Genomic DNA, 16656 nt, shown 5'->3' on the forward strand with positions numbered 1-16656 from the left:
GGCATCTTTGCACGAAAGCCGGAGCAGTTGAACCCGCCATATGCGGGGCGCCGCGTTGCGGCAGGCGCTGGATATAAGAACGGCGGCGCGGCGGTGGCAAGGTGTGTAATTCGTCGTCCCGGCGAAGGCTGGGACCCATAGCCACCGGCGGCGGTTGTGAAACAATGCCGTCGGACCTCATCAAGATAACAGCGGCCGCGGCGTATGGGTCCCGGCCTTCGCCGGGACGACTTAAGTTACACCGCCATCTTCCTGTGCCGCACCGGCGCTCCGACCGTCAGGCTTTCTGCCGCATCGATGATGGCATTCGCGTCGATGCCGTAGTGGCGGTAGAGGTCGCCAATCGTGCCGGTCTGGCCGAACTGCTCGACGCCGAGCGCCTCGACGCGGTGGCCGCGCACGCTGCCGAGCCAGCCGAGCGCGGCGGGATGGCCGTCGATTACGGTCACGATGCCGCAGTCGCGGGAAAGCGGCGCCAGCAATTTTTCGACATGGCTGAGATGTTGTATGCCACGGCGGTCGCGCCGCAAATTCCGCGCCGCGGACCATCCGCCATGGAGCCGGTCGGCCGAGGTTACCGCCAGTAAACCGACATCGCGGTGGCTTTCGCCGATGAAGCCCACGGCCTCGATCGCCTCGGGCGCCACCGCGCCGGTATAGGCGATCACGATATCGCAGTTCGGCCCCGGCTCGCGCAGCCAGTACGCGCCCTCGGCAATGTTCCGCTGGAGGTCCGGCGTCATGATGCGCTGCGGCTGGTCGATGGTGCGGGTCGACAACCGCAGATAAACCGAGCCGCCCTCGCCGCCTTCGCGCTGCATGTGGCGGAAGCCGAACGCCATGATCGCAGCGAGTTCATCGACGAAGGCCGGTTCGAACGAGGCCAGCCCGTCCTGCGCCATGCCGATCAAGGGCGTCGCGATCGACTGGTGCGCGCCGCCTTCCGGCGCCAGCGTGATGCCCGACGGCGTCGCCGCCACCATGAAGCGCGCGTCCTGGTAACAGGCATAGTTCAGCGCATCGAGGCCGCGCTCGATGAAGGGATCGTACAGCGTGCCGACCGGCAGCAGCCGCTCGCCATTGATCTGGTGCGACAGGCCGAGCGCCGAGAGCATGATGAACAGGTTCATCTCGGCAATGCCGAGTTCGAGGTGCTGGCCCTTCGGCGAGAATTCCCAGCTATAGGCGGACGGGATCTTCTCCTGCCGGAACAGGTCGTGATTTTCGGCCTTGGCGAACAGTCCGCGGCGGTTCACCCAGGCGCCGAGATTGGTCGACACGGTAACGTCGGGCGATGCGGTCACGATCCGCGACGCCAGTTCCGTGTCGCCGCGTGCGAGCTCGTTGAGCACCAGCCCAAAGCCCTGCTGTGTCGACATCTGCGCCGCCGGCTTGAAGGTGAACTGCTCGGGCACCTCGATCGGGGGCGCGGTCAGCCGGCGACGGCCCTGCTGATTGAATGGCGCGGCCGACAAAAATGCTTCGAGCTCGGCCGGCGTCTTCGACAGTCCCTCGAACTTGTCCCACTCATGGCCGGGGCGGATGTTCTGTGCAGTGCGCCACTTCTCCATCTGCGCTACCGTCATCAGGCCGGCATGGTTGTCCTTGTGGCCCTGCATCGGCAGGCCGACGCCCTTGATGGTGTAGGCGATGAAGCAGACCGGGCGATCGTGATCGATCGCTTCAAAAGCCTCGATCATGCTGGCCATGTCGTGGCCGCCGAGATTGGACATCAGCGCCAGCAATTCATCATCGCTGCGGCGATCGATCAGCTCCGACACCACGCCCTGATCGCCGATGTCGTCCTGCAGATGCTTGCGGAAAGCAGCCCCGCCCTGGAAGCACAGCGCCGCATACATCTGGTTCGGGCAATTATCGATCCAGCGCCTGAGCGCCTCGCCACCGGGCTCGGCGAACGCCGCCTGCATCAGGCGGCCGTATTTCACGATCACCACCTCCCAGCCGAAATTGCGGAACATGGTCTCGAACTTCGCCCACAGGCCCTCGCGCACGACGGCATCGAGGCTCTGGCGGTTGTAATCGACGATCCACCACGTGTTGCGCAGCGCATGCTTCCAGCCCTCGAGCAGTGCCTCGAAGATGTTGCCCTCGTCCATCTCGGCATCGCCAACCAGCGCAATCATGCGTCCCTCGGGGCGATTTTTCATCCAGCCATGCGCGGTGACGTAGTCCTGCACCAGCGAGGAGAACAGCGTTTGCGCGACGCCGAGACCGACCGAGCCGGTCGAGAAATCGACATCGTCGGCATCCTTGGTCCGCGAGGGATAGGACTGCGCGCCCTTATAGCCGCGGAAATTCTCCAGCTTCTCGCGGGTCTGGTTGCCGAACAGATACTGGATGGCGTGGAACACCGGGCTGGCATGCGGCTTCACCGCGACGCGGTCCTGCGGGCGCAGCACCGAGAAGTACAGCGCCGACATGATGTTGGCGAGCGAGGCGGACGAGGCCTGGTGGCCGCCGACCTTCAGCCCGTCGGTGTTCGGCCTGACATGATTGGCGTGATGGATCGTCCATGACGACAGCCAGAGCACCTTGCGCGCCAGCGCGGACAACAATTCGAGACGTGCGGGCTCGATCGGCATGGCAGGGCTCCCAATTCAATATGCGCCAATTTTAGCCGCAGCGCAGGCGCCAAACTTCTCAATTTCCTGCGGCATACCGTCCGATATTGGGATAAAATACCACAATGCCCCTCCAAACCATGAGTTCATCCCAATGGCCGCCCTTGATGCCATCGACCGCAAGATCCTCAGCCACCTGCAGAGCGACAGTCGCATGACCATGCAGGAACTCGCCGACAGGGTCGGCCTCTCGGTCTCCCCCTGCCATCGCCGGGTGAAATTGCTGGAGGAGCGCGGCGTCATCACCCGCTATATCGCGACCGTCGACCAGAAATCGCTCGGGCTTCACGTCAGCGTGTTCATCTCGATCAAGCTGGCGCGGCAGAAGGAAGAGGACCTCAATCGCTTCGCCAAGGCGATCTCGAAATGGGACGAGGTGCTCGAGTGCTACCTGATGACTGGCAACCGCGATTATCTCTTGCGCGTCGTCGCCGCCGACCTCTCCTCCTATGAAGCATTCCTGAAGAACAAGCTGACGCGGCTCGATGGCATCGCCTCGATCGAATCGAGCTTTGCGCTGAGCCAGGTGAAGTATTCGATCGCGTTGCCGGTGTGATGGGGAGATAACGCCACATACACCACCGTCATCCCCCGCGAAGGCGGGGATCCAGTACGCCGCGGCTTCTCGGTTCAATCATTGACGTCTCTGGGATACTGGGTCCCCCGCCTTCGCGGAGGACGACGACCGAGTATGAGTTCGCGATCTCGCGACGCATGTGCGTCCGAGCTTTACCCTTTATTCCCGCCCTCCAATCAGAGGGCGCAGGGAAGACCGGGTGCGCGCCGCACCCGCGGTCTCGTGTGCCAATATGCGCATTAGCAAAAGCTGCACACGAGCATACAGGTTCGGCGGAAGCATCCCGGCCTTCCCTGCGCAATGGCTTTACGGCTTACTTCGTACTCTTCCCGGAGAACGGCTCTTTTGCCTCCGTCGCCGGCAAAACGCTTTCGCCTCTTGCGGACTTAACGCCAGCACCACGGCGCCAGAACCATACGACTTCGCCGTACGCGTCAGCCACACTCGTCTGTCATGGCCTCCGCGTCCATCGCATCTCCCCGCGCGTCAGTGACGATGGCCAACGCCCCTCATGTCGCGGTGAGACGAGCGCAGTTATGCCGCTGTTTTGGGTGAAAAGGGAAGCGGAATATTTCTGATTATCAGAAATTACTGGCTTGACATCGCTTGAAGTGATTTGCCCGACGTCGGGCAGTCACAGAAGCGGATTTCGTAGGGTGGCACGTCGCTTGCGCTCTTTTGCGCACCCTAGACACCATCATTCTGCATGACCGTTTTTGCGGGATTTGTGTCATTTCCAGCGGAATATGACGGCAGTAGACTCCGGCGCAATCAAGCAAGCATCGAGCCGGCAATTATGACATCGCGACGACTGTTGTGGAGCGCCCTTGGCACTGTCGCACTTCTTCTCATTGTCGGCGGTGGCTGGCTGTGGTCGCTGCCGCCTGCCCCAGTCGTTGCCCCGCCGCCGCCGATCGCACAGGCCGAGCGCGACGCGACGGTCGCGGCGCTGAAGCCGCCGAAGCGGCAGCGCCCGCTGATCGCCATCATCGGCATCAACGACGGCACCGAGACCACCGATTACCTGATGCCCTACGGCATCCTGCGACGCGCCGATGTCGCCGATGTCATCACGCTGGCGACGAAGCCGGGCCCCGTGCAGCTCTATCCGGTGCTCAAGGTCGAGCCGCAGGCGACCATCGCCGAGTTCGATGCGCAGCACCCTGATGGCGCCGACTATGTCATCGTTCCCGCGATGATCCGCGACGACGATCCAGTGGCGCTGCAATGGATGAGGAATCAATCGGCCAGAGGCGCCATCATCGTCGGCGTCTGCGTCGGCGCCAAAGTGGTCGGCGAGGCCGGGCTGCTGCATAACAAGCGCGCGACCACGCACTGGTATTCGGTCAAGGAATTGCGCAGCAAGCATCCGACGATGCAATACGTCAGGGATCGGCGGTTCGTCGTCGACGACGGCGTGGCGACCACCACCGGCATCTCCGCCTCGATGCCGATATCCCTGGGGTTGATCGAGGCGATCGCCGGCCACGACAAGGCGCGCGCGGTGGGACGCGATATCGGCGTCGCCGACTGGGATGCGCGCCATGAAAGCGACGCGTTCCGCTTCACGCGACCGTTTGCGCTGACCGCGATCGGCAACACGGCCACGTTCTGGGCACACGAACGGCTCGGCATCGAGCTCAAGGACGGCGTCGACGAAGTGTCGCTGGCGCTCGCCGCCGATGCGTGGTCGCGGACCTATCGCTCCCAGGCGGTGACGTTCGCCGCCACCGCCGACGCCCGGCAGAGCCGCGGCGGCCTCCGCATCTATCCGGAAGAGGTCGCGGCGAGTTGGCCGGCGGAGCGGCTGCCGCCGTCCGTCGGAGAGCGCAAGCCGGCGGATGCATTGGACGATACCTTGCGCGCCATGACGGCGCGCTATGGTGCGCACACGACGGACTTCGTCGCGATGCAGCTGGAGTACCCGAGAAATCGTGCGGCGCCGTGACTTACCGTCATGCCGGGCTTGACCCGGCCGGTCGGACACAACTGGTGCCTCATCATTGCGAGCGCAGCGAAGCCATCCATTGTCACCTCTTGCGCCGAAAGATGGATTGCTTCGCTGCGCTCGCAATAACGGGGAAAGAGCGTGGATTCAAATTCTCATCACCGCCACGGCTCCACGATGATCTTGGTGTGCGCCTCGGGATTGGCGAGATCGGCAAACGCCCTGGCGACGCCGTCGATGCCGACGGTAGCGGTGACCATCGAGGCGGCATCGACCTGCCCTTCCGCGATCAGGCGCAGCGAGTATGCGAATTCTTCCGGCGTGTAGCCGAGCACGTACTGGACGTTGAGCTCCTTCATGATGCCGAGCATCGGCTCCGAGCGGTCGGTTTCCATGCAGACGCCGACCACGACGATGCGGGCGTCGCGTGGCGCGCCCTCGAACACCTGCTGGATCAGGCCGGGCACGCCGACGCATTCGAAGATCAGCGCGGGCTTGAGCGCCGGCAGCAACGCCTGCAGCGGTGGGCGCGCGGCCTTTTCCTCCGGCGACATCTCGGCGTGTTCCGCCCAGGTCGTATAAGGCTGCGTGCGCGCGGGATCGACGATGACGTCGGCGCCGAGCTTTTCGGCAAGCGCCCGCCGCGCCGGCGAGTAGTCCGCGGCAATGATCGGGTGCAGCCCCCTGATCTTGAGCGCGGCGATGACGGCAAGCCCGACCGGGCCGCAGCCGATCACCAGCGGCACCTCGCCGCCGCTGATATTCGCTTTTGTCACCGCATGCACGCCGACCGCGAGCGGCTCGGTCAGCGCGGCATGCTCGGCGGCGAGACCGTTCGGTACTTCGAGCAGCAGGGCCTCGCTTAGCAGCATCTGCTCGGCATAGGCGCCGACAAAATCGTTGGAATAGCCGATGCCCTTCGGTCCCTCAGCGGTCAGCAGCGCCGGGATCGAGCAGACCTTTGCGCCCGGCTTGAATGTTCGCGCGGTATCGGGGCCGTAATCGAGCACCTCGCAGCAGAACTCGTGGCCGAACACCACGTCGCGCGACAGATCCATCGGCTTGCGGCCGGGAAAGTGCTTGGCCAGCTCGACCATGCGGTGCGCATGCTTGAGCGCATGCAGGTCGGAGCCGCAGATGCCGCAGGCCAGCGACTTCACCAGCACCTGCCCGGCGCGGGGCTGCGGCTCCAGCATCTCGTCGACGACAATTTCTCCGTTGCGGAAAATGGCGGCGCGCATGAGAAAGAATCCTCCCGATGATTTTTCATCACCTTAGCATGGAGAATTACTGGGAATAGCGGACCACACGCTTTGCTACGCGGGAACTCATGACTTCTTGTCGGCTTGTCGGCCAGCCTCAGGCGTTGGGCGACGGCTCGCCCGAGACCGAGAGAAGCTGTGACTGGCGCACCCGCTCGCGATGGGCGGTGTAGAGACCGCTAGCGACGATGAAGGCGGCGCCGGTGATGGTGTAGGCGTCGGGCACTTCGCCGAAGATGAAGAAGCCGAGCACGCTGACCCACAAGAGCTGCGTATAGGAGAACGGCGCCAGCACGGAGGCATCGGCATAGCGGAACGCCAGCACCACGATCCACTGCCCCGCGGTCGAGGCGATGCCGATCAAAATGCCGAAGGCGATGTCGTGCCAGGTCGGCGTCACCCAGACGAACGGCACCAGCGCGGAGAGAATGCAAAGGCCGACGATCGAGGAATAGGCCATCACGGTGATGGCGCGCTCGGTGCCGCTCATCATCCGTGTGATGATCAGCGTGCAGGCCCAGGCCAGCGCCGAGACCAGCGGAAAGAACGCTGCCGGATGAAACGCGCCGGTGCCCGGCCGCAAGATGATGAGCACGCCGATCAGGCCAACAGCCGTGGCGATCCAGCGGCGCAGGCCGACCTTCTCATTAAGGAAGATGATCGACAGCGCGGTGACGAACAGCGGCGCGACGAAGCCGGTGGCGGAGGCTTCCGCAATGGGGAGAAACCGCAGGCCGGAGATGAAGAACAGCGAGGAGCCGAGGATGGTCGCACCGCGAAGCAGATGCAGGCCGAGACGACCCGTCTGCATCGCAAACAGCGGCGAGCCCGGCATCATCGCCGGCGTCATGATCAGCGCGAACACCAGGAAGCGGATCCAGGTGATCTCGATCGAGGGCAGCGTGGCCGAGAGATATTTCGCCGTAACGTCGGAAGTGCCGAGAAACACCGTGGAGGCCAGGATCAGCGCGATGCCCTTGAACGGCCGGTCGGCACGCGCAGGGGCCTTGCGGATGGAGGCTTTCTTCTCGGGAAAAGATAACGGAGCGCTGTCCAGCCTTGCGGCTACGGCGGGGGGCGGTGTCACGGCAATCTCGAAGGCAGTAGTTCGAATCGGGCGAGGTTGTAAAAAACACCAATTCGCGGGATGCGACTAGGTCCGAAAGCGGGATGCCGATATGCGCAGAGGGAGCAATTGAAAGACTTTGTTAAGGACCGTGGTTCCGCGCGTGATGCCACGACGTGAGCGCACCCTTCAACCTCGCCCCGCTTGCGGGGAGAGGTCGGAATTTGCGCAAAGCGCGAATTCCGGGTGAGGGGGTACAGGTCCGTCCGACTGTCGCACTCGCGGAGAGAAGCCCCTCACCCCTGCCCTCTCCCCGTGAAGAACGGGGCGAGGGAGTCAAAGCATCGGCAAACCGCGCGGCTTCGGCCCGCGCGGGAACGCCTTCTCGAGTGCGGCGATGTCGGCATCGCTCAGCTTGAGATCGCCGGCGGCGGCGTTCTCCGTGGCGTGATCCGCGCTCGAGGCTTTCGGAATGGCCAGCACCGACGGCGCGCGCGTGAGAAACGCCAGCGCGACCTGGCGCGGGCTTGCTCTGTGCGCATCTGCGGTTCTCTGCAGCACCTCGCCGCCCCTGCTGCGTGCGGACGGAAAGTCATTATGGCCGAACGGCGAATAGGCGACGACAGCAACGCCATTGCGCTCGCACCACGGGATCACTGCGTGCTCGATCGCCCGCTCCTGCAGATGATAGAGCACCTGGTTGCAGGCGATCCTGCCCTCGCCGGCGACATCGAGCAGCTCGTCGAGATCGTCCTCATCGAAATTGCTGACGCCCCAGGAGCGGATCTTTCCGCTGGCGGCAAGCTCCTCGAATGCCGCGACCGTCTCCTCGAACGGATAGGAGCCGCGCCAGTGCAGGAGGTAGCAATCGAGATGATCGGTCTTCAGCCGCTTTAGCGAGCGTTCGCAGGCGGTAATCGTGCCGCGCCGCGAGGCGTTGCTCGGCAATACCTTTGAGACGAGAAAGAGTTTTTCGCGCGGCAGGCCGGCGATGGCGTCGGCGATCACGAGTTCGGCGTCGCCATACATCTCGGCGGTGTCGATATGCGTCATGCCGGTCTCGATGCCGTGGCGCAGCGCAGCGATCGCGGCGTTGCGGTCGCCGTGGTCGAGATACCAGGTGCCCTGCCCGATCACAGATACGTCGGGGCCGCGAGAGCCGAATTTTTTCTGCTTCAAGACCAACCTCAACTTCTGACGATGCCGACCACACGGCGGCGCTGCAGCGCAAGCGGATTAGCATCCGGCAAACCGCGCAGCCAATCACGGAAGCTCGATATCTCCGGGCAGTCCGCCGTGCCGGCCGGCGCGACCAGCCAATCGCCAAGCCCGGCCCCCTCCCCGACGCGATCGCAGCGATAGCCCGGATGATGGCCGAGACCGCGCGCGATCAGCACATCGACCTTCCCTTCGACCAGTTCGTGCAGGCCGGCGGGCTGCAGCACCCGCAAGCCGATTTCCGCGTGGCTGGTGCGAAACTCTTCCAGCGCCAGACGGCGCAGATCGAAGCTGGCGTACACGCCAAGCTGCAGCAGCACCGCGCCCACCGGCTTCAACCGAGCGGTCGCGTCCGCAATGCGGCGAAAGCCGTCTGATATTTCGGGCAGATAGGCCTGGCCGGCCTCGGTCAGGATGAGCTGTTTGTGTAGCCGCTCGAACAGGCGCACACCGAGCCGCTCCTCCAGCGCCTTCACCTGCTGCCCGACGGCGGCCGGCGTCACATGCAGTTCATGCGCGGCAAGCTTGAAGCTGAGATGGCGCGCGGCGGCCTCGAAGGCGCGGAGCGCGTTGAGCGGCGGGAGGATGTAGGTCATTGCCGTCCACTTTGACACCGATCGGCGGTGGGCTTGCAATAGATTTTCTTGCGCAAAACTGCAGCAACAATGCTTTGCCGCGCGGCGATGCCGCCGGTTACGGTCGATCCGCAACCCGGAGAGCCCATGCCCCGCCGACTGGATCATCTCGTCATTTGTGTTCACGATCTGGAGCAGGCAGCGCTGGATTGGCAAACGCTCGGCTTCACCCTCACGCCGACCGGTGTGCATCCGTTCGGAACCAGCAATCGCCTCGCACAGTTCGGGAACAATTTTTTGGAACTGCTAGGGGTCACCGATGCTGCGGCGGTGCCGCCGGCCGCGCCGGATCGTTTCAGTTTCGCCGCCCACAACCAGGATTTTCTTCGCACCCGTGAAGGAATGTCGATGCTGGCGCTGCACAGCGACGATGCCCATGCCGACGCCGCGCGCTTCAGGGCCGAACACATCGGTGCCTACGCGCCGTTTGATTTCGGCCGCGACGCCGTGCTGCCGGGCGGCGGCACGGCGCGCGTCGAGTTTTCGCTGGCCTTTGCCACGGCATCAGCCATGCCTGCGATCGCCTTCTTCACCTGCCAGCAGCATCACCCGCCGGAGCTGTTCTGGAAACCGCAGTATCAGCGCCACCCCAACGGCGCGCTCCGCGTGGTCGAGGTCGTGATGTCGGCGCCGGAGCCGGCGGCGCACCGCGATTGCCTCGTGCGCGTCATGGAAGGCGAGGCGGAGCTTGCACCCGGGCGGCTCACGGTCGGCGAGCGCGGCGATCGCATCACCGTGCTCAGTCCGACCGAGATCACGCGCCGGCTGCCGGGTCTCGCCATTGATATGTCGCCACGCTTTTGTGCCGCGCGCCTGGCGGTCGCCGATCTGGATGCGACAAGACGGGGATTGAAGGACAACGGCGTCGACTTCGAGATGATCGGCGCTGTGCTGCTTGTTTCATCTGCCGCGACGCATGGCCTGGCCCTGGAGTTCGTCGAGCAAGAGACGGTCTGACATGCGAAAAGCGCCACAGGCCCTTAGCAACGCATATCGTCAGCCGGCGGCGACGATGCCGGCACGCGAAATGTTCGCGCTTGTTCGACGATCTCGTCGGTACGGATGAGCGGGAATCCGGCTTGCGGGTTCCATCGCGCGTCACGGATTCGTCCATCTATCACCTTGCTTCCAGGAGCGACAGCCGCGGTCTCGGCTGAATGACGCCACGAAGGGGGACGATCGATTGCGGCTATCGGTCACGTTGACAGGGAGAAAAGCCAGCCATGGCCAGCCATTCTCATCACCATCATCGCCACGATCACACATCCCCCGTTGTTACGCCTGATCCCCCGGTTGATCCGACACCGCCGACCGATCCCACAACCCCAACCGATCCAACACCCCCGGCATCTTCGGCGCCGGCATTTTCGGATCTGGGCCTGACGTTCAACGACGCAACCCGCGCCCTGGTGGGCGGTTTGTGGCAAAACGTGGTCGAGGAAGGCGGCCAGGGATTGGGCAGCGTGTTCAAATACACCGCCGATCTCACTGCCGTGCAGACCGGCCTTCAGGCCGAGGTCGCGGCCGGACAATTCACCGGCGACACGCTGACCCACGTCAACACGATCCTGGCCGATATCACGACCGCGCTCTCGGCGGCCACGGCCTCCGTGAATGGCGGCGGCGATTTCGGCAGCGTCGCTGCGGCAGAAGCGGCGCTGCGCACCAGCCATCTCGACATTCTCAATGTCGTCAACAACGATGCCAATCTCGCCACCCTGGCGACACAAAACGACGCGGCCGGATTTCTCGCCGCCCCCGTCGGCCTTGCCGCCGGCGTCACGGCCGCGACCGCGCCGCACACCAACCTCGCCGAGATCGGCGTCATCTTCAACGACGTGGCGAGCCAGATACTCGGCGGCGTCAATGCCGACAACGCGGCCACGATCAGCAACGATGTGAACGCGATCATCACGGATATGCAGGCCTTGATGACAGCCAACCCGCTGCTGTTCGGCGGACTGACCGGCGTTCACGCCGAAGCGGTCGTGCGGCAGCTCCAGCTCGAGAACATCTACATCGCCGAGGCCGGCATCAACCCCGATGCGGGGCGCGCCAGCAATGACAACATCCTCGACATCATCGACATCGTCCAGGGCGACACCAACCTGGCGAACATGGCGAACCAAGGCGGCGTTGCAGGCTTTACGCCTTTCGGCGACGCGCTGAACCCTACGCCAAAATACCTCGACAACGACGCGCAGACCACGTTCTGGGCCAACTTCATCGCGCAGTCCAATTCGCTGGGACAACAGGCGATGGCCGCCGTCACCGCGCACGACGCGGCCGCGACCGCGCAAGTCATCGCCGACCTGCACACCTTCCAGACCGACGTCACCAATTTCGACGCGGCGCAGGGCGGCATCTTCGAGGCGCGGTTCGACAACGAGTTGCTCGGCGACACCAGCACGCTCGGCGCCGAGGTGACCAAGATGATCGAAGGTCTGCAGACCGGAAACGCCGCACTGGTCGCCGCTGCCGCCGACCAGATGCACGCCAACTCCGCCGATGTCGGCGGCAACAACATCCCGGTGACCGGCGGCACCTATAACCCCGATGGCTTGACGGTGGCCGAGGTGCTGTCGACGGCGGGGGCTCCGGCTGCGGTTGCCGCTGCTGCTCCGGCTGCTGCAGCACCGACTCCTGCGGCTCCGGCCGTCGCCGCGGCTCCCGCTGCTGTCGCGACAACGCTCGCGGCCACCGACTCCGGTACGCACGATCTCGCGCCGGCGCATGTGGAAACGCACGATTCACATTTCGCCGAGATCGGGCACCACTTCCATCACATGTGGGGATAGCCTCGCACGTTGGGTGGGCAACGGCGCACTCGCGTCGTGCTCACCATCCGTGGATGCGTTCATCGTGAATAGTTGGCACACGGAGCCTGTCATCGGGCGCGCATTCGCGCGACCCGTTTGCTTTGCTCCCACAGCTGTCATCATCCGCGAAAGCGGGTGATCCAGTATTCCAGAGGCGCCGGCGACCGAACGATACGGCGCGGCGCACTGGATCGCCCGGTCAAGCCGGGCGATGACAGTTGAGGGTCTCAGTAATTCGTCCCCGTCATCTCATTCGGGATGCCCTCGATCGGGCATTCGTCGGTGCCGACGGTCGGCCGCGTCAGCGCCTCGACCATGTCGCGGGTGCCTTCGGGATCGGCGATCCATTTTGCGTAGAAATCATATGGGCACTCGGCAACGCCGCGCGCTCCCTCGCCGGAATTGATCTTGCCGGTGTAGCCGCGATGCAGCAGCTTGAAGAGGTGGTTCTGCGACTGGTTGTTGCGGCGGGCGTCGCGGATCAGGGTCTTCGATAGCCCCGCATACTGGATGCCGTACTCCTCCTCGCCGGTCTCGCCGAGCGTGCGGCCGTCGAAACCGATGATCGCGGAGTGGCCGAAGTAAGAGTAGACGCCGTCGAAGCCGGCGGCATTGGCGACCGCGACATAGACATTGTTGGCCCAGGCCATCGCCTTGGAAATCAACACCTGCTGCTCCTTGGCCGGATACATGTAGCCCTGGCAGCGCACGATCAGCTCGGCGCCCTTCATGGCGCAGTCACGCCAGATCTCCGGATAGTTGCCGTCGTCGCAGATGATCAGGCTGACCTTCAGCCCCTTCGGGCCCTCTGAGACATAGGTGCAATTGCCGGGATACCAGCCCTCAATCGGCACCCACGGCATGATCTTGCGATATTTCTGAACGATCTCGCCCTTGTCATTCATCAGGATCAGCGTGTTGTACGGCGCCTTGTGCGGATGCTCTTCATGCCGCTCGCCGGTCAGCGAGAACACGCCCCATACTTTGGCCTTGCGGCACGCTTCCGCGAATATTTCCGTCTCGTCGCCCGGGACCGATGACGCCGTCTCGTACATCTCCTTGGAGTCGTACATGATGCCGTGCGTCGAATATTCCGGGAAGATCACGAGATCCATGCCGGGAAGCCCGAGCTTCATGCCGACGATCATGTCGGCGATCTTGCGGGCGTTGTCGAGCACCTCGGCCTTGGTATGCAACCGCGGCATCTTATAGTTCACGACGGCGACGCCGACTGCGTCATTGCTGGAGGAAATGTCACCGTGGAGCATGGGATCGCCTCTTGTTGTGGTTTGGGTTTTCAGGGGATCGCTAGTGGCTGATCATCCAGGGGCGTGCGGTCGGAAAACCCTTCGCGCCGCTCTTCGTCTTGGTCATCAGCCGCGCCGGCTTCTTCTTGGTCGTCGAACAGCAGCCGCAACCGGGGCCGTGTGATGCCTTGTATTCGGCCAGCGACTTCGGCGCTTGCGCGCTGCGCTCGTTGGTGGCGATCGCCCTGCGCTTGTCCGAGGGCATGCAGAAAAACGCCGGCGCCGTCAGTATGACGCGCGGCGATTCAGCCCCGCAACGCGGGCAATCCTGCGGATCGTCGCATTCGGCCATCGGCCGCATGTCGGTGAACGGGCCGCAATCGTTGCAGAGATATTCGTAGACGGGCATTGGATTTCCTCAGGCGCGTAGCGAATGGCGAGTAGCGAAGGGATTCCATTCGCCGCGGATGCGGGGCGGCCAGCACGCATGCCGTCCCGCATCCTTCTCGCGCAGGGATCACTTGTCCGGCGAGATCGGCATCTGGATGTCGCCAGTGATGTGTTTGATCGGTCCCGCCGACGACGGCATGATATCGAAGTCGAAGATTTCCGTCGGCAGCCACAGCGTGGCACAGGCGTTGGGCACGTCGACCACACCGGAGATATGGCCCTGGCACGGCGCGGTGCCGAGGATCGAATAGGCCTGGGCGCCGGAGTAGCCGAATTTCTTCAAATACTCGATCGCGTTCAGGCACGCCTGGCGATAGGCGATGTGGACGTCGAGGTAGTGCTGCTTGCCGGCTTCATCGACCGAGATTCCCTCGAAGATCAGATAGTCCTTGTAGTTCGGCGTGATCGGAGACGGCTTGAACACGGGATTCTTGATGCCGTATTTGGCGACGCCGTCCTTGATGACATCGACCTTCAAATGCAGCCAGCCGGCCATCTCGATGGCGCCGCAGAAGGTGATCTCCCCGTCGCCCTGGCTGAAGTGCAGGTCGCCCATCGAGAGCCCGCCGCCCGGCACGTAGACCGGGAAGTAGATCTTCGAACCGCGCGACAGATCCTTGATGTCGCAATTGCCGCCATGCTCGCGCGGCGGCACGGTGCGCGCGCCCTCGGCGCCGACCTTGGCCTTGGCGTCGCCCTTGGCGCGGCCGGCATGCGCGGTCGGCGCGAATGGCGGATTGGCAAGGCCGGGAATGCGGGTCGGATTGGTCGAGATCAATTCGGCCTCGCGCGCATTCCACGTCGCCAGCATCTTCGGATCGGGCAGACAGCCGATCAGGCCGGGATGGATCAAGCCGGCGAAGGAAACGCCGGGCACGTGGCGCGACGAGGTATAGAGGCCCTTGATGTCCCAGATCGATTTCTGCGCCAGCGGAAAATGATCGGTCAGGAAGCCGCCGCCGTTCTGCTTGGAGAAGAAGCCGTTGAAGCCCCAAAGGCTCTCCTTCAGCGGACCGACGTCGAGCAGGTCGACCACCAGGAGATCGCCGGGCTCGGCGCCCTTGACGCCGATCGGGCCGGACAGGAAGTGGACGATCGACAGATCGATGTCGCGCACGTCGTCGGCCGAATCGTTGTTCTTGATGAAGCCGCCGGTCCAGTCATAGGTCTCGATGATGAAATCGTCGCCCGGATTGACCCATGCCACGATTGGAATATCGGGGTGCCAGCGGTTGTGGATCATGTCGTTCTCGTAGGCCGACTTGGTAAGATCGACCTTGATCAGTGTCTCTGGCATCGAGAGCTCCCCTTTTGAAAAATGCAGGTACGGTTTAGACAGACAGGAATTTCGAGACTTGCGCGGCATCGACCGACTCGCGCGGGTCGTCACGGACGATCTCGCCGTTCTCAATCACGAGCACGCGGTCGGCGATATCGAGCGCGAAGCTGAGCACCTGCTCGGAGACGACGATCGACAGGCCCCGCTCGTCGCGGATGCGCTTCAAGGTGCGCGCCATGTCCTTGATGATCGACGGCTGGATGCCCTCGGTCGGCTCGTCCAGCAGCAGCACCTTTGGCTTGGTGGCGAGCGCGCGGGCGATGGCGAGTTGCTGCTGCTGGCCGCCGGAGAGGTTGCCGCCGCGGCGGCCCTTCATTTCCAAGAGCACCGGAAACAGCTCGTAGATATCGTCGGGCACTTCAGAGCGGCCGGAGACCACGAGCCCGGTCTCGATGTTCTCCTTCACCGTCATGGTCGAGAAGATCATGCGCCCCTGCGGCACATAGGCGAGGCCCTTGGCGACGCGCGCATAGCTCGGCAGCGTGTTGAGCTCGGCGCCGTCCATTTTCACCGAGCCGCTCTTGGTAGGCAGGATGCCCATCAGCGACTTCATCAGCGTGGTCTTGCCCATGCCGTTGCGGCCCATGATCGCAACGATCTCGTTCGGCGCGACCGAGACGTTGAGGCCGTGCAGCACCTCGCTCTGGCCGTAGGCGACGTGAAGATCGGAGATTGTCAGCATTTGCCCCTATCCTCTCAATGACCCAGATAGACTTCGATCACTTTCGGATCGTTCTTGACCTTCTCCATCGTACCCTCGGAGAGGATCTGGCCCTGGTGAAGCACCGTGACCTTGTGGGCGATGTCCTCGACGAACTTCATGTCGTGCTCGATGACGAGCACCGAGCGGTCCTTGATGATGCGGTTGAGCAGTTCGGCGGTCTTGGTGCGCTCGGAGACGCTCATGCCGGCGACCGGCTCGTCGAGCATCAAAAGCTCCGGGTCCTGGATCAGCAGCATGCCGATCTCGAGCCACTGCTTCTGGCCGTGGCTGAGCTGGTCGGCATAGGTGTCGAGGCGATCCTTCAGGAAGATCATCTCGGCGACCTCCTCGACGCGCTGCTTCACGGCAGCGTCGCGTTGGAAGGCGAGCGAGCCGAACACGGTGCGGCCGCGCGGGTATGAAATCTCCAGGTTTTCGAACACGGTTAAATCTTCGAATACTGAAGGCGTCTGGAACTTGCGTCCGACGCCGGTCTGTACGATCTGGTTCTCCTTCAGTTTCGTCAGCTCCTTGCCGCGAAACTGAATCGAGCCTGACGTCGCTTTGGTCTTGCCGCAGATCAGATCGAGCACCGTGGTCTTGCCGGCGCCGTTCGGGCCGATGATGACGCGGATCTCGTTCTCTTCGATATAGAAGGAGAGATTGTTCACGGCCTTGAAACCGTCGAACGACACAGTGAGAGCTTCGACCGAAAGCAGGAAGGGCTTTGGCTGGTGACCGATGAGCATG

The 16656-nt window shown here is 63.6% G+C and carries 14 protein-coding genes; 4 read left to right on the forward strand and 10 right to left on the reverse strand.

The annotated features are described in order from the left end of the window. Nucleotides 1-236: 236 nt before the first annotated feature. On the reverse strand, nucleotides 237-2603 hold the full coding sequence (locus RX331_RS29110; protein ID WP_317253042.1) for a transketolase: 2367 nt from the start codon (nucleotides 2601-2603) through the stop codon (nucleotides 237-239). A 133-nt stretch (nucleotides 2604-2736) separates the two neighbouring features. On the opposite strand from RX331_RS29110, the gene RX331_RS29115 reads away from it, so the two are divergent. Both RX331_RS29115 and RX331_RS29120 read left to right on the forward strand, forming a co-directional pair. Continuing rightward, complete coding sequence (locus tag RX331_RS29115) at nucleotides 2737-3198, forward strand: Lrp/AsnC family transcriptional regulator (protein ID WP_317253043.1); 462 nt, start codon at nucleotides 2737-2739, stop codon at nucleotides 3196-3198. A gap of 817 nt (nucleotides 3199-4015) precedes the next feature. Beyond that, nucleotides 4016-5167 (forward strand): DJ-1/PfpI family protein, encoded by a 1152-nt coding sequence (locus tag RX331_RS29120; RefSeq protein ID WP_317253044.1) that lies wholly within the window; start codon nucleotides 4016-4018, stop codon nucleotides 5165-5167. 158 nt (nucleotides 5168-5325) lie between these two features. Here RX331_RS29120 and RX331_RS29125 read toward each other — a convergent pair whose 3' ends face one another. The 4 genes from RX331_RS29125 to RX331_RS29140 form a co-directional block, all read right to left on the reverse strand. Beyond that, nucleotides 5326-6408 (reverse strand): zinc-binding dehydrogenase, encoded by a 1083-nt coding sequence (locus tag RX331_RS29125; protein ID WP_317253045.1) that lies wholly within the window; start codon nucleotides 6406-6408, stop codon nucleotides 5326-5328. A 118-nt stretch (nucleotides 6409-6526) separates the two neighbouring features. Further along, complete coding sequence (locus tag RX331_RS29130) at nucleotides 6527-7486, reverse strand: DMT family transporter (RefSeq protein WP_410708327.1); 960 nt, start codon at nucleotides 7484-7486, stop codon at nucleotides 6527-6529. A gap of 345 nt (nucleotides 7487-7831) precedes the next feature. Then, nucleotides 7832-8674, reverse strand: coding sequence for an aldo/keto reductase (locus RX331_RS29135; protein ID WP_317253047.1), 843 nt, complete (start codon nucleotides 8672-8674; stop codon nucleotides 7832-7834). Between the two features lie 8 nt (nucleotides 8675-8682). Next, a complete protein-coding gene (locus tag RX331_RS29140) occupies nucleotides 8683-9309 on the reverse strand; it encodes a LysR family transcriptional regulator (protein WP_317253048.1) in 627 nt (208 codons plus the stop codon). Nucleotides 9310-9357: 48 nt separating this feature from the next. Between RX331_RS29140 and RX331_RS29145 the strand changes: the two genes are divergently transcribed. Both RX331_RS29145 and RX331_RS29150 read left to right on the forward strand, forming a co-directional pair. Continuing rightward, on the forward strand, nucleotides 9358-10305 hold the full coding sequence (locus RX331_RS29145; protein WP_317253049.1) for a VOC family protein: 948 nt from the start codon (nucleotides 9358-9360) through the stop codon (nucleotides 10303-10305). A 266-nt stretch (nucleotides 10306-10571) separates the two neighbouring features. Then, on the forward strand, nucleotides 10572-12146 hold the full coding sequence (locus RX331_RS29150; protein ID WP_317253050.1) for a hypothetical protein: 1575 nt from the start codon (nucleotides 10572-10574) through the stop codon (nucleotides 12144-12146). Nucleotides 12147-12394: 248 nt separating this feature from the next. Here RX331_RS29150 and RX331_RS29155 read toward each other — a convergent pair whose 3' ends face one another. The 5 genes from RX331_RS29155 to urtD all read right to left on the reverse strand — a co-directional run bounded on the left by RX331_RS29155 (nucleotide 12395) and on the right by urtD (nucleotide 16655). Beyond that, the gene (locus RX331_RS29155) at nucleotides 12395-13435 is read right to left on the reverse strand and encodes an aliphatic amidase (RefSeq protein ID WP_317253051.1); all 1041 of its coding nucleotides are present in this window, start codon (nucleotides 13433-13435) and stop codon (nucleotides 12395-12397) included. Between the two features lie 40 nt (nucleotides 13436-13475). Beyond that, nucleotides 13476-13823: a zinc ribbon domain-containing protein gene (locus RX331_RS29160; protein ID WP_317253052.1), complete on the reverse strand. Its 348-nt coding sequence runs from the start codon at nucleotides 13821-13823 to the stop codon at nucleotides 13476-13478. A gap of 108 nt (nucleotides 13824-13931) precedes the next feature. Next, complete coding sequence (gene fmdA, locus RX331_RS29165) at nucleotides 13932-15161, reverse strand: formamidase (protein ID WP_317253053.1); 1230 nt, start codon at nucleotides 15159-15161, stop codon at nucleotides 13932-13934. Nucleotides 15162-15195: 34 nt separating this feature from the next. Then, nucleotides 15196-15885: an urea ABC transporter ATP-binding subunit UrtE gene (urtE, locus tag RX331_RS29170; protein ID WP_317253054.1), complete on the reverse strand. Its 690-nt coding sequence runs from the start codon at nucleotides 15883-15885 to the stop codon at nucleotides 15196-15198. Nucleotides 15886-15899: 14 nt separating this feature from the next. Continuing rightward, entirely contained in the window at nucleotides 15900-16655 is a 756-nt protein-coding gene (gene urtD / locus RX331_RS29175) for an urea ABC transporter ATP-binding protein UrtD (protein ID WP_317253055.1), read from the reverse strand. Between the last annotated feature and the right edge of the window lies 1 nt (nucleotide 16656).

This window comes from Bradyrhizobium sp. BWA-3-5 (assembly GCF_032917985.1).
GTDB lineage: Bacteria > Pseudomonadota > Alphaproteobacteria > Rhizobiales > Xanthobacteraceae > Bradyrhizobium.

Bases quoted from the DNA above. Each gene is read 5' to 3' on its own strand.
- urtE (WP_317253054.1), bottom strand. From the start codon at position 15,885: ATGCTGACAATCTCCGATCTTCACGTCGCCTACGGCCAGAGCGAGGTG.
- RX331_RS29140 (WP_317253048.1), bottom strand. From the start codon at position 9,309: ATGACCTACATCCTCCCGCCGCTCAACGCGCTCCGCGCCTTCGAGGCC.
- RX331_RS29155 (WP_317253051.1), bottom strand. From the start codon at position 13,435: ATGCTCCACGGTGACATTTCCTCCAGCAATGACGCAGTCGGCGTCGCC.
- urtD (WP_317253055.1), bottom strand. From the start codon at position 16,655: ATGCTCATCGGTCACCAGCCAAAGCCCTTCCTGCTTTCGGTCGAAGCT.
- RX331_RS29160 (WP_317253052.1), bottom strand. From the start codon at position 13,823: ATGCCCGTCTACGAATATCTCTGCAACGATTGCGGCCCGTTCACCGAC.
- RX331_RS29110 (WP_317253042.1), bottom strand. From the start codon at position 2,603: ATGCCGATCGAGCCCGCACGTCTCGAATTGTTGTCCGCGCTGGCGCGC.
- RX331_RS29125 (WP_317253045.1), bottom strand. From the start codon at position 6,408: ATGCGCGCCGCCATTTTCCGCAACGGAGAAATTGTCGTCGACGAGATG.
- RX331_RS29120 (WP_317253044.1), top strand. From the start codon at position 4,016: ATGACATCGCGACGACTGTTGTGGAGCGCCCTTGGCACTGTCGCACTT.
- RX331_RS29150 (WP_317253050.1), top strand. From the start codon at position 10,572: ATGGCCAGCCATTCTCATCACCATCATCGCCACGATCACACATCCCCC.
- fmdA (WP_317253053.1), bottom strand. From the start codon at position 15,161: ATGCCAGAGACACTGATCAAGGTCGATCTTACCAAGTCGGCCTACGAG.
- RX331_RS29115 (WP_317253043.1), top strand. From the start codon at position 2,737: ATGGCCGCCCTTGATGCCATCGACCGCAAGATCCTCAGCCACCTGCAG.